At 59.9% G+C, this 15,504-nt stretch carries 13 protein-coding genes, 1 rRNA gene and 1 riboswitch; of the genes, 8 read left to right on the plus strand and 6 right to left on the minus strand.

The window, feature by feature from the left end; all coding sequences use genetic code 11:
* The first annotated feature begins 199 nt into the window (after positions 1 to 199).
* The 5 genes from leuA (at position 200) to GWQ31_RS12320 (ending at position 5,979) form a co-directional block, all read left to right on the plus strand.
* Positions 200 to 1,774, plus strand: coding sequence for a 2-isopropylmalate synthase (gene leuA / locus GWQ31_RS12300; RefSeq protein WP_275909468.1), 1,575 nt, complete (start codon positions 200 to 202; stop codon positions 1,772 to 1,774).
* Positions 1,775 to 1,776: 2 nt separating this feature from the next.
* Entirely contained in the window at positions 1,777 to 2,862 is a 1,086-nt protein-coding gene (gene leuB / locus GWQ31_RS12305) for a 3-isopropylmalate dehydrogenase (RefSeq protein WP_059168447.1), read from the plus strand.
* Between the two features lie 32 nt (positions 2,863 to 2,894).
* The gene (gene leuC, locus GWQ31_RS12310; RefSeq protein WP_059168446.1) at positions 2,895 to 4,292 is read left to right on the plus strand and encodes a 3-isopropylmalate dehydratase large subunit; all 1,398 of its coding nucleotides are present in this window, start codon (positions 2,895 to 2,897) and stop codon (positions 4,290 to 4,292) included.
* A gap of 12 nt (positions 4,293 to 4,304) precedes the next feature.
* Entirely contained in the window at positions 4,305 to 4,904 is a 600-nt protein-coding gene (leuD, locus tag GWQ31_RS12315; RefSeq protein WP_125596115.1) for a 3-isopropylmalate dehydratase small subunit, read from the plus strand.
* Positions 4,905 to 5,049: 145 nt separating this feature from the next.
* Positions 5,050 to 5,979: a transglutaminase domain-containing protein gene (locus tag GWQ31_RS12320; protein ID WP_275909469.1), complete on the plus strand. Its 930-nt coding sequence runs from the start codon at positions 5,050 to 5,052 to the stop codon at positions 5,977 to 5,979.
* 132 nt (positions 5,980 to 6,111) lie between these two features.
* Here the strand turns inward: GWQ31_RS12320 and GWQ31_RS12325 are convergent, their stop codons facing one another.
* A complete protein-coding gene (locus GWQ31_RS12325) occupies positions 6,112 to 6,402 on the minus strand; it encodes a PilZ domain-containing protein (protein ID WP_059113117.1) in 291 nt (96 codons plus the stop codon).
* A 92-nt stretch (positions 6,403 to 6,494) separates the two neighbouring features.
* Positions 6,495 to 6,585: riboswitch (TPP riboswitch) on the plus strand.
* 54 nt (positions 6,586 to 6,639) lie between these two features.
* On the opposite strand from GWQ31_RS12325, the gene thiB reads away from it, so the two are divergent.
* The 3 genes from thiB to thiQ are packed head-to-tail and all read left to right on the plus strand — an operon-like array spanning position 6,640 to position 9,921.
* Positions 6,640 to 7,620, plus strand: a complete 981-nt coding sequence (thiB, locus tag GWQ31_RS12330) for a thiamine ABC transporter substrate binding subunit (RefSeq protein ID WP_275909470.1) — start codon at positions 6,640 to 6,642, stop codon at positions 7,618 to 7,620.
* Positions 7,617 to 9,239 (plus strand): thiamine/thiamine pyrophosphate ABC transporter permease, encoded by a 1,623-nt coding sequence (gene thiP, locus GWQ31_RS12335; RefSeq protein WP_169047623.1) that lies wholly within the window; start codon positions 7,617 to 7,619, stop codon positions 9,237 to 9,239. The genes thiB and thiP overlap by 4 nt, the downstream gene beginning before the upstream one ends.
* Positions 9,226 to 9,921 (plus strand): thiamine ABC transporter ATP-binding protein, encoded by a 696-nt coding sequence (gene thiQ, locus GWQ31_RS12340; RefSeq protein WP_059168441.1) that lies wholly within the window; start codon positions 9,226 to 9,228, stop codon positions 9,919 to 9,921. Before thiP ends, thiQ begins: the two co-directional genes overlap by 14 nt.
* A gap of 84 nt (positions 9,922 to 10,005) precedes the next feature.
* Here the strand turns inward: thiQ and GWQ31_RS12345 are convergent, their stop codons facing one another.
* The 5 genes from GWQ31_RS12345 to rrf all read right to left on the minus strand — a co-directional run bounded on the left by GWQ31_RS12345 (position 10,006) and on the right by rrf (position 15,499).
* On the minus strand, positions 10,006 to 11,376 hold the full coding sequence (locus GWQ31_RS12345) for a PhoH family protein (RefSeq protein WP_043556002.1): 1,371 nt from the start codon (positions 11,374 to 11,376) through the stop codon (positions 10,006 to 10,008).
* A 210-nt stretch (positions 11,377 to 11,586) separates the two neighbouring features.
* Entirely contained in the window at positions 11,587 to 12,270 is a 684-nt protein-coding gene (locus GWQ31_RS12350; protein WP_059113114.1) for an NrdJb, read from the minus strand.
* A gap of 9 nt (positions 12,271 to 12,279) precedes the next feature.
* Complete coding sequence (locus tag GWQ31_RS12355) at positions 12,280 to 14,427, minus strand: adenosylcobalamin-dependent ribonucleoside-diphosphate reductase (RefSeq protein ID WP_275909471.1); 2,148 nt, start codon at positions 14,425 to 14,427, stop codon at positions 12,280 to 12,282.
* 210 nt (positions 14,428 to 14,637) lie between these two features.
* A complete protein-coding gene (locus GWQ31_RS12360) occupies positions 14,638 to 15,087 on the minus strand; it encodes a pullulanase (RefSeq protein ID WP_275909472.1) in 450 nt (149 codons plus the stop codon).
* Positions 15,088 to 15,384: 297 nt separating this feature from the next.
* A 5S ribosomal RNA gene (gene rrf, locus GWQ31_RS12365) occupies positions 15,385 to 15,499 on the minus strand.
* Between the last annotated feature and the right edge of the window lie 5 nt (positions 15,500 to 15,504).

Genomic DNA, 15,504 nt, shown 5'->3' on the forward strand with positions numbered 1-15,504 from the left:
GTTATCGACTGGAAGGATTGAGTCATCATGCATATTGCCGCTCCGCTACTACTACTCTCCCTAATCGCGACCAGTCGCGCGGGATCCTTGTAGCCGGGCTCAGGCATAGCCGGAATTTACAAAAACCCGTGCACCCTGCACGGGTTTTTTTATGCCGCCGCAGGATGCACGTTACCGAACTTAGGAAGAGGGAAGTCACATGTCAGATCGGGTCATCATTTTCGACACCACCTTGCGCGATGGTGAGCAGGCCCTGGCGGCCAGTTTGACCGTCAAGGAGAAGCTGCAGATCGCCCAGGCGCTGGAGCGGCTCGGCGTCGACATCATGGAAGTGGGATTCCCTGTCTCCTCCCCCGGCGATTTTCAATCGGTGCAGACCATAGCCCGCCACATCAAGAACAGCCGGGTCTGCGCCCTCGCCCGCGCCCTGCCCCAGGATATCGACGCCGCCGGTGAAGCCTTGCGGGTCGCAGAAGCTTTTCGCATCCATACCTTTATCTCCACCTCCTCCATTCACGTCGAGAGCAAGCTGAAAAAGAGCTTCGAGGATGTGCTGGAGATGGGGGTCAGCGCCATCAAGCACGCCTTGCGCTACACCGACGACGTGGAGTTCTCCTGCGAGGATGCGGGTCGCACCCCGATTGATAATCTCTGTCGCATGGTGGAAGCGGCCATCACGGCCGGCGCCCGCACCATCAATATCCCGGATACCGTCGGCTACACGGTACCGACCGAGTTCTCCGGTATCATCCAGACCCTGTTCAACCGGGTGCCCAACATCGACAAGGCCATCATCTCTGTGCACTGCCACGACGATCTGGGGCTCTCGGTGGCCAACTCCATCGGCGCAGTGCAGATGGGAGCCCGCCAGATCGAGTGCACCATCAACGGTATCGGCGAGCGGGCGGGCAACTGCTCCCTGGAAGAGGTCGCGATGATCCTGAAAACCCGCGCCGATCTGCTTGGGGTCCATACCAACATCCGCCACAGCGAAATTCATCGCACCAGCGCCCTGGTCAGCCAGCTGTGCAACATGCCGGTGCAGCCGAACAAGGCCATTGTCGGGGCCAACGCCTTCTCCCACAGCTCAGGCATCCATCAGGACGGCGTGCTCAAGGCGAAGAACACCTATGAAATCATCACCCCGGAGAGCATTGGCCTGCCTCAGAACAACCTCAACATGACCTCACGCTCCGGCCGTCACGTCATCAAGCACAGAATGGAGTCCATGGGCTATGCCGAGAGCAGCTACGATCTCGACCACCTCTACGGCAAGTTCTTAGGCCTGGCCGACAAGAAGGGGCAAGTATTCGACTACGACCTGGAGGCGCTGGCCTTCTTCAGCCAAATCCACGAAGAGCCGGAACACTTCAAGCTGGAGTATCTGGGCGTACAAAGCGGCAGTTCGGTACTGGCCACCGCCTCGGTCAAATTGAAGGTCGGACAGGATCTGGTCTGCGAAGCGGCTACCGGCAATGGTCCTGTGGATGCGGTCTACCAGTGTATCAACCGCATCACCGGCTACGAGATCCGCATCGACAAATACGCCCTCAAAGCCAAGGGTGAAGGCAAGAATGCCCTCGGCCAGGTCGACATAGTCGCCGAATACAAGGGACGAAAATTCCACGGCATGGGCCTGGCTACCGATATCATAGAGTCCTCTGCCCAGGCGTTGATCCACGTGATCAACAGCATCTGGCGCGCCGATCAGGTGGCCGAACAGATGGAACGCAACGTCACAAAAACAGACAAGATCAATACGGAGAGTGTGTGAGTATGAGCAGTTATCGGATCGCAGTGTTGCCGGGTGACGGCATTGGCCCGGAAGTGATGGCCGAGGCCGTCAAGGTGCTGGAAAAAGTGCAGGCCAGGTTTGGCTTCTCCCTCGAGTATGATCGCCATGACGTGGGTGGCATCGCCATCGACAACCATGGCACACCGCTGCCACAAAGCACCATCAAGGGCTGTGAGGCGGCCGATGCCGTGCTGTTCGGCTCGGTGGGCGGTCCCAAATGGGAGCACCTGGCCCCCAACGATCAACCCGAGCGCGGCGCCCTGCTGCCCCTGCGTGCCCACTTCAAGCTGTTCTGCAACCTGCGTCCGGCCCGTATCTACACAGGTCTCGAGCAGTTCTCCCCCCTGCGCGCCGACATCTCGGATCGCGGTTTTGACATCGCCTGCGTGCGCGAGCTGACCGGCGGTATCTACTTCGGCCAGCCCAAGGGGCGCGAGGGAGAAGGGGCGAACGAGAAAGCATTCGACACCGAGGTGTACCATCGCTTCGAAATTGAGCGTATCGCCAGGATAGCGTTTGAATCGGCCCGTGTTCGCAAAGCCAAGGTCACCTCCATCGACAAGGCCAATGTGCTCGCCTCCTCCATTCTGTGGCGCGAGGTGGTGACGCAAGTCGCCAAATCCTACCCGGACGTGGCGCTGAACCACATGTACATAGACAACGCCACCATGCAGCTCATCAAGGATCCGTCCCAGTTCGACGTGCTGCTCTGCTCCAACCTGTTTGGCGACATCCTCTCTGACGAGTGCGCCATGATCACCGGCTCCATGGGGCTGCTCCCTTCAGCCAGCCTGAACGAATCTGGTTTTGGCCTGTTCGAACCGGCCGGTGGCTCGGCCCCCGATATTGCCGGCAAGGGGATCGCCAATCCCATCGCCCAGATCCTCTCCGCCGCCCTGATGCTGCGCTACAGCCTGGGACAGGAAGCCGCCGCTCAAGCCATCGAGCAAGCCGTAGCCCAGACATTGGCAGAGGGATACTTCACCGCCGACCTGCATCAGGCAGATGCTCGCCATCCGGTGCAGAGTACCGCCGACATGGGCACCCAGATCGCCGCACGGATCTGAGCCACCCAGCACATAACAAGGAATACAGAGCAATGGCCAAAACCCTTTATCAGAAAGTATTCGACGCCCACGTGGTACGCGAAGTGGACGGCGAAACGCCGCTCATCTACATCGACCGCCACCTGGTGCACGAAGTGACCAGCCCGCAGGCGTTCGATGGCCTGCGCGCCATGAACCGCCCGCTGCGGCGCCCGGATCTGACCTGGGCAACCATGGATCACAACGTCTCCACCACCACCAAGGACATCGCCGCCTCCGGCGAGATGGCCCGCATCCAGATGGAGACGCTCGCCGACAACTGCAAGGAGTTCGGGGTTCGCCTCTACGATCTCAACCACAAATATCAGGGGATCGTCCATGTGATGGGCCCCGAGCTCGGCATCACATTGCCCGGCACCACCATCGTCTGCGGCGACTCCCACACCGCCACCCACGGTGCCTTCGGTTCCCTGGCCTTCGGTATCGGCACCTCCGAAGTGGAACATGTGATGGCCACCCAGACCCTGAAGCAGGGCCGCGCCAAGACAATGCGCATTTCGGTGAACGGCAAGCTGGCGGAGGGCATCAGCGCCAAGGACGTGGTGCTGGCCATCATAGGCAAGGTCGGCCATGCCGGTGGTACCGGCTACGTGGTGGAATTCGCTGGCGAGGCCATTGCGGGCCTCTCCATGGAAGGGCGGATGACGGTGTGCAACATGGCCATCGAGCTGGGCGCCAAGGCGGGGATGATAGCCCCCGACCAGACCACCATCGACTACATCCGTGGCAAGGAGTTCGCCCCCAAGGGTGAATCACTGGATCAGGCCATCGCCTACTGGCTGAGCCTCAAGAGCGACCAGGGCGCCCACTTCGATGCCGAAGTGATCCTCGACGCCGCCGATATCGCCCCGCAGGTTACCTGGGGTACCAACCCGGGCCAGGTGATTGCCGTCAATGAACCGATCCCGGCACCGGAATCCTTCAGCGATCTGATGGAGCAGCAATCCGCCCGCAAGGCGCTCGCCTACATGGACCTGCAACCGGGCCAGAAGCTCACCGATGTTGCCATCGACAAGGTGTTCATCGGTTCCTGTACCAACAGCCGCATCGAGGATCTGCGTGCCGCCGCCGCCATCGCCCGTGGCCGCAAAGTCGCCGCTGGCGTACAGGCGCTGGTGGTACCGGGCTCCGAACAGGTGAAGGCCCAGGCTGAAGCCGAGGGTCTGGACAAGATTTTCCTCGAGGCGGGTTTTGAATGGCGTCTGCCCGGCTGTTCCATGTGTCTGGCCATGAACAATGACCGGCTGCAACCGGGGGAGCGCTGCGCCTCCACCAGCAACCGCAACTTCGAAGGGCGTCAGGGCCGTGCCGGCCGCACCCATCTGGTGAGCCCGGCCATGGCCGCCGCCGCCGCCGTCACCGGTCGCTTTGCCGACATTCGCGCACTGTAAGAGGAAATAGCGATGACAGGATTCAAACAACATAAAGGGATCGCCGTTCCCCTCGACAGCGCCAACGTCGACACCGACGCCATCATTCCCAAGCAGTTTTTGCAGAAGGTCAACCGCATCGGTTTTGGCAAGCACCTGTTCCACGACTGGCGCTTTCTCGATGATGCGGGTCAACAGCCCAATCCCGAGTTCGTGCTCAACCAGCCGCGCTATGCCGGTGCCAGCATCTTGCTGGCCCGGGAAAACTTTGGCTGCGGTTCGAGCCGTGAGCACGCCCCCTGGGCACTGGCGGATTACGGCTTCAAAACCCTGATCGCCTCAAGCTTTGCCGATATCTTCTATGGCAACGCCATCAACAACGGCCTGGTACCGGTGCGGTTGAAAGAAGAGGAGGTGGATCTCCTGTTCCAGCTGGTTGCCACACAGCCGGGCATCGAAATCGAGGTGGATCTGGAAGCCAATCAGGTGCGTGCCGGCGAGCTCAGCTTTGGTTTCGAGATCGACGAGTTTCGTCGCTATTGCCTGCTCAACGGACTGGACTCCATCGGTCTGACCCTGCAGCACGAGGCCACCATCAGCGCCTTCGAAGCAAAGCAGCCAAGCTGGATCTGAACTGATCGCATTCCCTTGTAACAAGGCGCGGCCATCAAAAATAAAGCGAGTAGAATCAACAGGGAGCCTTGGCTCCCTGTTTTATTATCCCGCCGCCATGGGCGCCGATAGCGGGCTATCACGACACCACCGACAGGAAAGGATGATGAAGAGACCGACGGCTATCCCCCTGCTTTTCAGCTTGTTGTTCGCGCTTTCGGCAAGTGCCGGACAGACCTATTTCAACAGCAACGGCGGTCAACTCAACGTCGGCTGGCAAGACAAGGAGGGCAAGGCACAGCAACTCAGCTATCGGCTGGACGCCGGCAAGTTGCCGCCGCTCATCGCCTATCGGCCTGCCCGTATGCAGGAGGACGTGTTGCAGAGCCTGCTGCAACAAGCCGGCACCGAATTTCCCGAGGTGCAATTCACCCTCTCCCGCCCCGATATGAAGCTGTACCTGAAGAGCCGCAATCAGGACAAAGCCCGGGAGGCTCTGGCCTGGGCCACCCTCCAGCGCAGCAAGCTGGAGGCACAATGGCTCATGCAGCACTACTTCCAGCCCTTCACCCCGCCCGACGGCGGCCCAGCCATCAAGCAGGATCATGTACGCATCGCACTGGAAAGCCGGGCCGAGCTGGCCCCGCTGGCCGAACAGCTCAAACAGGCGGGGGCTACCGAGACGGAGGCTCGCCAGAAGACGGTGGCCCATATGCTCGACTTCATCCAGGCCATCCCCTACCAGCTGCTCGACAGCCAGTCAGGGCGCTCGGGAAAGGGCTTCTTGAGCCCCCGTCAGGTGCTGGAGCAGAACCGGGGGGATTGCGACAGCAAGGTTACCCTGATGGTGGCCATGCTGGCCCAGCTCTTTCCCGAACTGAAACAGGCCATGGTGTTCGTGCCGGGGCATGCTCTGCTGGGCGTCGCCCTGCCAGCCAAACCGGGCGATGAGACCCTGATGTGGGAAGGCGAAAGCTATCTGTTGCTGGAACCGACCGGCCCGGGCCAGTTTGCGATGGGGCAAATAGCATCGACCAGCAAGACGCTGATCGATAGCAAGCAACTGAACGTTCAGCCAGTTCAGGCCAGGGAATAAACACGGGTCGGGTCATTCGGGTAAAGATCGATAACAAGCAGCCAAGTGGGCAACCCAAGGATTTAACTGGTGGCCAAATAGCATCGACCAGCAAGCGCTGGTCGATCGCAGGCAATGGCGTTTTCAGCCGGCTCAGGCCTGGGATTGAAACTCGATGGCGAGCAGCAAGCCCTCTTCCTCTTCCAGCACCCGAATGATGCGGGCCTGGGCCTCGAACGGCGGCAGCAGGTTGTTGTTGGTAGCCAGACTGACCCGGATGGGCTGGCTGACATCGAGCTGATGCTCGGCGACGGCGATCCCCATGCCATTGGCGCTGAGATCCCGACAGACCCCCTCCAGCACTTGCTGTTGCTGAAAGACGGTGACGGGGGCGTTGATTATCATGCGCTGGAAGGCGCGTCTTTCCTTGGTACTGGTGATCACGCGAACATCCTCTGTTATGCCGAAGCCATCTCGATGGCCCGCAGGAACAATTATGCTGGCCTCCCCCCAAGAACGTTAATACAATGCGGTTCGTTTCTCAAACGGGGTGCGGTTTACCGCTGAGATTATACCCGTGAACCTGATCCAGATAATGCTGGCGGAGGAATTTGAGGCATGGCGCTCATTTTTTGCGCTCTCATCCGCTGGCACCTCATCATTAACAGGGAGTGCCGCTTGATGAAAACCCTGCTGCTGGTTGCCACCGGCCTGCTCAGTACCCAGGCCTTCGCGGCTGACACCCTCACCGTTTATACCTACAGCTCCTTCACCGCCAAATGGGGACCCGGTCCCAAGATCAAGCAGGCATTCGAGAAAGAGTGCGGTTGCAACCTCAATCTTGTGGCGCTGGAAGATGGCGTCGCCATCCTCAATCGGCTGCGGCTGGAAGGCAAGCACAGCAAGGCCGATCTGGTGCTGGGCCTGGACGATGCCCTGTTGAGCGAAGCCAAGCAGAGCGGCCTGTTCGCCCCGCATACCACCAAGCTCGATGGCATCCAGGTACCGGGCGGCTGGCAGGATGACACCTTCGTCCCCTATGACTACGGCTACTTCGCCTTTGTCTACAACAAGGACAAACTTAAAGCGCCCCCCAAGAGCCTGAAAGAGCTGGTAGAACGCCAGGATCTCAAGGTGATCTATCAGGATCCCCGCACCTCTACCCCGGGTCAGGGACTGATGCTGTGGATGAAGTCCGTCTATGGCGATCAGGCGCCTGCCGCCTGGACCGAGCTTGCCAAAAAGACGGTCACTGTGACCAAGGGCTGGTCCGAAGCCTATGGCATGTTCCTCGATGGGGAAGCAGACATGGTGCTCTCCTACACCAGCTCCCCTGCCTATCACCTGATCGCCGAGAACAAGCCCCAGTATCAGGCCGCCGCCTTCGAAGAGGGGCACTACCGTCAGGTGGAAGTGGCCGCCAAGCTGAAAAGCGCCAAACAGGGCAAGCTGGCCGACCAGTTTCTGCAGTTCATGATAAGCCCCGCCTTCCAGCAGGAGATCCCTGCCGGCAACTGGATGTATCCGGTAACAGATGCGCCGCTGCCCAAGGGCTTCGAGCAGATGATCACAGTCAGCAAGCCGCTGAGTTTCACCAGCGATGAGGTGGCCGCCAATCGCAAGAACTGGATCCGCGAGTGGCTGCAAGCCGTCACCCAGTGAGCCGTCTCTTCGTAAAACCACAGGTTCGTCCCCTCTGGTGGCTGCCGGGTAGCGCAGCCACCCTCTTGATCCTGCTGTTGTCCCTGGGGCCGCTCGTCGCCCTGCTGTGGCAGGCCGGTTCGCTGGCCCCCCGCACCCTGCTGGCCGATCCCTATCTGCGCCATGTGCTGGGCTTCAGCCTGGGGCAGGCGCTGCTCTCCACCCTGCTGAGCTTAGGTGTAGCCATTCCGGTGGCAAGAGCGCTGGCGCGGCGCCGCTTCATCGGTCGACGCCTGCTGCTCAAGTTGTTTGGGCTCTCCCTGGTGCTGCCGGTCATCATCGCCATCTTCGGCATAGTAGCGGTGCACGGCAAACAGGGTTGGCTATCACAGCTGCTGCGCGGCCTGGGGCTGGATCCCGGCAACTACCTGTACGGCCTGTTTGGCATACTGCTGGCCCATGTGTTCTTCAACATGCCGCTGGCGGCGCGCCTTATGCTGCAGAGCATAGAGAGCATCCCCGAATCGAGCTGGCGTCTCGCCAGTCAGCTGGGCATGCGTTCCTCCCACATCTTCCGGCTGCTGGAGTGGCCGCTCATTCGCGGCATACTGCCGGGGCTTGCCAGCCTCATCTTCATGCTCTGTTTCACCAGCTTCACCACTGTGCTGGCGCTGGGGGGTGGACCCAGGTCCACCACGCTGGAGGTGGCCGTCTATCAGGCGCTGCGCTTTGATTTCGACCTCGCTACCGCCGGCGGCCTGGCGCTGGTGCAGTTGATCCTGACCGCCACTCTGCTCCTGCTGCAACACAAGCTGCAGACCACACCGGCCAGCCGGATCAGCAGCCATCGCCCCTGTCTGCGACCGGATCGTCATCAACCGGGGACAGTGCTGGTGGATGCCGTGGCGCTCTGCACCGGGCTCGCCATCTTCCTGCCGCCTCTGCTGGCAATCCTGGTGGCCGGTTTCAATCCCGGCCTGCTGACGGCGCTGGCCTCGGCACAGCTGTGGCAGGCCAGCGGCCAGTCGCTGCTGATCGCGCTGGCGGCGGGTACCCTGGCCACCCTGCTCGGCAGCGGCCTGCTGCTCACCAGCCGTCACCTCAAGGTACGCACCCGTCAGCGGCGGGCCGCCGCCCTGTGGGAAGCCAGCGGATCCATGATCCTGATGATACCGGCGGTGGTGCTCTCCACTGGCCTCTTCATCATGTTCATGCCTTTTACCGATGTTTTTGCACTGGGGCCCTGGCTGGTGGTACTGGTCAACGCCCTGATGGCGCTACCCTATGTGCTGCGCACCCTCTCAGCCCCCATGCAGCTGGTGGTGCGCCAGTACGATAGACTGGCCGACAGCCTGGGGGTGCGCGGTCTGCATCGCCTGCGGCTGGTGGAGTGGCCCCTGCTGCGCCGCCCGCTGGCACTGGCCATGGCGCTCTCGATGATACTGTCGCTCGGGGATCTCGGCGCCATCGCCATGTTTGGCAGCCAGGAGCTCACCACATTGCCCTGGCTGCTCTATCAGCAGCTCGGCAGTTACCGGCTGACCGAGGCGGCCGCCACCGCCCTGCTGCTGCTCACGCTCTGTTTTTCCCTGTTCTGGCTGGTAGAACGCGGGCTTGGAGGAAAAAATGCTGAACATTGATGGGCTGGTCACCAGCTACCCCGATTGGCGAGTCAGCTTCAGTGCGACCCTGCCCAAGGGAGAAATTACCGCGCTGATAGGGCCAAGCGGGGCGGGCAAGTCGACCCTGCTCGGCATGATCGCCGGTTTCGTACCGGTGGAGTCCGGCACCCTCAGCTTCGACGGCGAAGATCTGCTGCCGCTGGGGCCTGCCGAGCGGCCTGTGACCACCCTGTTTCAGGATCACAACCTCTTCCTGCACCTGTCGGTGTTCGACAATATCGCCATCGGTCTGCATCCGGGCCTGCGTTTGAGCCCGGCTCAGCAGGCACAGGTGAAACAGGCCGCAGAGCGGGTCGGCCTTGGCGACATGCTGGCACGGCTGCCGGAGCAGCTCTCCGGCGGCCAGCAACAGCGGGTCGGGCTGGCGCGCGCCCTTGTGCGTGGCAAGCCCTTGCTGCTGCTGGATGAGCCTTTCTCTGCGCTCGATCCCGCCCTGCGCCGGGAGATGCTGGCGGAGGTGGCCAGGCTCGCCTGCGAGCAGGCCATCACAGTGCTGATGGTCTCCCACAATCCGGAAGATGCGCAACTCATCGCCGATCAGGTGCTGTTTGTCGACGAGGGCCGCATCGCCCTGCAGGGTACACCGGATATACTGCAAAACAGCGATCATCCCGGCCTGCTGCGCTACCTTGGGCAATGACCCTGGGACACTGAACCGGTGACGGGATCAAAAAAGGGGAAGCCAAGTGGCTTCCCCTTTTTCATATGAAGATGCTGCGTTAAATCAGAGGTTTTCCTCGGCGAAGGAGGCGAGCTTGCTGCGCACCACCCCGTTCAGGAAAATGTTGGCACTGCCGTCGAAATCCTTGAAACGCTCGACTATGTAGGTCAGACCCGAGGTCACCGGGCTCAGGTAGTTGGAGTCGATCTGGGCCAGGTTGCCGGAGCAGACGATCTTGGTCCCCTCACCGCAACGGGTGATGATGGTCTTGATCTGGGACGCGGTCAGGTTCTGGCACTCGTCCAGCAGCACGAAGGTGTTCTGGATACTGCGCCCGCGCATGAAGTTGACCGATTTGAACTGGATGTTGGCCTTCTCCATGATGTAGCTCAGCGAGCCACTCATGTTCTCGTCCTGCTTATGCAGCACCTCCAGGGTATCTGTCACCGCCGCCAGCCAGGGCATCATCTTCTCTTCTTCGGTGCCGGGCAGGAAGCCGATGCTCTCGGCAATCTCGGGGGTATTCCGAGTGACGATGACTTTCTCGTAAATCCCCTTCTCAATCACCAGCTCCAGTGCGGCAGCCATGGCCAGCAAGGTCTTGCCGCAACCGGCCGGGCCGGTCAGGATCACCAGATCGATGTGCGGATCGAGCAAGGCATCCAGCGCCATGCCCTGATAGACGTTCTTGGGATGGACACCCCAGGCCTTGCGTGACATCAGCCGCTCACGGCCCAGATCCTTGATGCGGATCTTGTGGCCATCGTTGCTCAATACCCGGGCGGCGAAGAAGTTTTCCTCGTCAAGCAGGTACTGATTGACGTGTACCCCCTCCAGCAAGTTCGAGTCGATCACATGAACGGTATCGCGGCCATGGGTCTCGCTGTCGCACTCGCCGACTCGCTCCCAGAAACTGCCGGGCACCACCTGAAAGCCTTTGGCCAGCAGACGGATATCGTCGATCAGCTGGTCGCTGCGATAATCCTCGACGTGCGCCAACCCGGCCCCCTTGGCCTTGAGGCGCATGTTGATGTCCTTGGTCACCAGCACCACCTGGCGTTTCATCTCATGCTTTTGCAGATAGAGGGCAGCGTTGATGATGCGGTTGTCCGCCTCCTTGTCGGTGAACACCTCGGCATCCTGGGGCAGATGGTGGTCACTGAAGATACAGATATTGCCGCTCGCCTCACCCGCCAGCGGTACGCCCTGGGTGATCTGCTCCGGCGTTGCATCGCGGAACACGTCTTCCAGCGCACGAATGGCCACCCGCGCATCGCGGCTGACATCCTTGTGGCGATCCTTGATGTTGTCGAGCTCTTCCAGCACCGTCATGGGGATGAGCACGTCGTGCTCTTTGAAGGAGTAGATGGCGAGGGGTTCGTGAAGCAGAACGTTGGTATCCAGGATAAACAGCTTTCGGTCCGTATTGTCCATAAGCATCCTCCTTGGCACTGAAGGTGCCACGTGTGTGAATCTCAGATGTCATTGAAACCACACGAGCGTGACAGTTTTATTACCCCCAACGCTACGCCCGATTTTACTATCGCGCAACAAATCGCTTGAACGGCAGGATCGTTCGAACAGAAAAGCAGCAATAAAAAGACCGGCACTGTGGCCGGTCTTGTTCAAGTGCTCAGTGGCTTGTCAGCCACACTTGGAGTCGCCGCAGTTGAGGCAGGTCATGCAGCCATCCTTTTGCACCAGCGCCTTGGTATTGCACTTGTAGCAGAGTGCCGCACTGGCCGGGAAACCACTGCCGGCCTGCTGCTCTTCGGCTTCCTGAGCCGCCTTCAGCTCGGCCTGTTTCTCGGCCAGAAACGCCTGCTGATGCTCATCCAGCCCCGGCAGCTTGATCATGCCGATCTCGGTGAGATGGGTCTCGATCACGTTGCCAATTTCGGCGATAAGGGAGGGAACATACTTGCCCTTATTCCAATAGCCGCCCTTGGGATCGAACACGGATCTCAGCTCCTCCACCAGGAAGGTGACATCCCCGCCCTTGCGAAACACCGCCGAGATGATGCGGGTCAGCGCTACTATCCACTGATAGTGTTCCAGACTCTTGGAGTTGATGAAGATCTCGAACGGGCGACGGGTCTCGTGCACCGTGCCCTCGTTGAGAATGATGTCGTTGATGGTGATGAACAGCGAGTGCTCGGAGACATGCTCCGGCGTCTTCAGCTTGTAGGTGGTGCCCATCAGCCGCTCCGGGCGCAGCACGGTTTCGTGCATGTGCACCACGTCATCCTGCGGGGCCAGATCTTCCTGCGGCTCATCCCGGGTTTTCACCTTGTAGGCGACGATTTTCTTGTCGATCTTCTTGACCATAGTCTGTTCTCAGAATTTACCGTAATAGCCTTCTTTCAAGGCGTCATAAAGGTTGGCAGCGGTATGCAGCTCGCCATCGTATTCGATCTCTTCGTTACCCTTGACGGAGATGACGGAGCCATCCTCCAGGGTGAACTCGTACTGAGTGTTCTCCAGATCCTTCTCCTTCACCAGCACGCCCTGGAAGGCCTCAGGGTTGAAGCGGAAGGTGGTGCAGCCCTTGAGCCCCGAGTCCGAGGCATACATGTAGATGTCCTTGAACTGCTCGAACGGGAAATCGGTCGGCACGTTGGCAGTCTTGGAGATGGAGGAATCAATCCAGCGCTGGGCCGCGGCCTGAATGTCCACGTGCTGGGCCGGGCTGATGTCGTCGGCCGTGATGAAGTAGCCCGGCAGGCGGCTGGCGTCATCCTCCGAGTAAGGCATTGCGCCGGGGTTCACTAGCTCGCGGTAGGCGAGCAGCTCGAACGAGTAGACATCCACGCTCTCCTTGCTCTTCTTGCCTGGCTTGATGACGTTGCGGCTGTAGTGATGGGCAAAGCTCGGCTCGATACCGTTGCTGGCGTTGTTGGCCAGCGACAAGGAGATGGTACCGGTCGGCGCTATGCTGCTGTGGTGGGTGAAACGCCCCCCTACCTCGGCCAGCTCGGCCACCAGGGCGGGATCCACCTCGGCCACCTGCTGCATGTAGCGGCTGTAGCGCGCATGTAGCACCTTGCCCTTCACCTTGTCACCCAGCTTGATGCCATCGGCCGCCATTTCGGGGCGCAGGCGCAGCATCTTGCCGGTTACCTCGAACTCCTGCTCCATGATGGGGGCAACCCCCTTCTCTTTCGCAAGACGCAGGGACTCCTGCCAGCCAGTCATGGCCAGCTCCTGGGATACCTGCTCGGTGAAGGCGACGGAGGCAGCTGAGCCATATTTTATCTGCAGCATGGTGAGGGTCGAGCCAAGGCCGAGGAAGCCCATTCCGTGACGGCGCTTGGCTGTGATCTCCTCGCGCTGCTTGGCCAGCGGCAGCTGGTTGATCTCCACCACGTTGTCCAGCATGCGGGTGAAGATGGCCACCACCTTGCGAAACCCCTGCCAGTCGAAGGCAGCCTGTTCAGTAAAGGGATCGCGCACAAACCGGGTCAGATTGACCGACCCCAGCAGGCAGGCACCGTAGGGGGGCAAGGGCTGCTCACCGCAGGGGTTAGTCGCGCGGATCTCTTCACAGAACCAGTTGTTGTTCATCTGATTGACCTTGTCGATCAGGATGAAGCCGGGCTCTGCATAGTCGTAGGTGGAGGTCATGATGACGTTCCACAGCTTGCGGGCAGGCATGGTCTTGTAGACCTTGCAGGCCACCTGCCCCAGCGCGTTGATGACCACCCCTTCCTTGTTGGGCCAGTCGGCCCAGAACACCACTTCGGGATCGTCCAGCCCAATACCGTCCTGCTCCACCTCTTTGGCCGTGTAGGGGAAGATCAGCGACCAGGGAGCATCCTCTTTCACCGCCTTGACGAAATCCTCGGTGATGAGCAGGGAGAGGTTGAACTGACGCAAGCGGCCATCTTCCCGCTTGGCCTGGATGAATTCGATCACATCGGGATGACGGATATCCATGGTGCCCATCTGGGCGCCGCGGCGACCGCCGGCTGACGAGACGGTGAAACACATCTTGTCATAGATATCCATAAAGGAGAGCGGGCCCGAGGTATAGGCACCGGCACCCGAGACGAAGGCGCCGCGCGGGCGCAGGGTCGAGAAATCATAACCGATGCCGCAGCCGGCCTTCAGGGTCAGGCCGGCCTCGTGCACCTTGCCGAGGATATCGTCCATCGAATCTTCGATGGTACCGGAGACGGTACAGTTGATGGTTGAAGTGGCCGGCTTGTGCTCGAAGGCACCCGCGTTGGAGGTGATACGCCCCGCCGGAATGGCGCCGTTGCGCAGCGCCCACAGGAAGGGCTCATACCAGGCATCAGGCTCCAACTCCTGCTCAGCCAGGGCGCGGGCAACCCGCTGGTAGGTCTCGTCGATAGAGCCATCTATGGGGGCCCCATCCTTGCTCTTGAGACGATACTTGCTGTCCCAGATCTCGAGGGACGTTTCCTGCAGGGGGATGAGGCGGGAGCCGAGTTCACTCTCCAGCACCGGGTTGGATTTAGCCATTTTCAATCAACCTTATGTGAATGCATCAACGTCATGATAGCGACAAAAACACAACCAATAGTGACATTTATAAAAAATAACACAATATATAGTATAACTACTGCCATGAGGGCGCCGATTCTATCCTAAAAAAATGCCCCGGCCAGCAGGTTTCTGGGCCGAGGCATTTAACTGATTCATTTCCTGAAAGATTTAGCGATCAGAAAGCACTCAGGGTTTCTTGACGTACACGCTTGGCGTCTCACCCGCCATATTCAGATAGAACTCGTAGACGCCGTCGGCATCCGGCGAGAATTTCATGTCCTCATACTTGGAGCAGGGGTTGACCGGCACAGGCTCTCCGCCCAGTACGGCGACGCCGTCACTCGGACTCTTGTAGCCAAAGTTGGTGCCACAGCTCCAGCCGGAGTCGGCGAACTTGAACTTGTAGGGAGCCCACTCTTTCTTGAGCGTGCCTTTGGCCATGTAAAGCTTGTCAGCGACCTTGACCACCTTGCTCGCATCGGTTGCCATCCAGTCGTTCATCTCCCCACGCAGGTAGATGGATTTGCCACCGAAATCGCTGTTGTCTGCCGCCTGTTCTGCACCACCATGGGATGCGCAACCGCCTAATACCAGGGTTCCCGCCGCCAGCATCATCGTTACTGTTCTTTTGAACATGTGTCCATTCCTCAAATTATTGTGATTCCTTGGCCCATCGAACGTGAGCAGACGAATTAAAGCAGAGCGGGCATCACAAGAAAGGTAGAGGCATCACATTCTGTGTTTTTTATATCCAACCAGTGGGATAAATGGATGAGTTTCGAGCGAAACGATGCAAAAAATGCGGGACAAGATACGGGGAGGGAATCGAACAAAAGCCTCATAAGGGGGCTATCACATGACGATGAGTGCCAAAGACTCAAATTTCAGGCAATAAAAAACCCCGCTCGATGAGCGGGGTTTCTTGTATTGGGTGCCTGGCAGTGTCCTACTCTCGCATGGCGAATGCCACACTACCATCGGCGCTACCGCGTTTCACTTCTGAGTTCGGCATGGGATCAGGTGGTTCCACGGCGCTATGGCCGCCAGGCAAAT

Source organism: Aeromonas sp. 2MA4 (assembly GCF_029237305.1).
In the GTDB taxonomy this organism is placed as follows: domain Bacteria; phylum Pseudomonadota; class Gammaproteobacteria; order Enterobacterales; family Aeromonadaceae; genus Aeromonas; species Aeromonas salmonicida.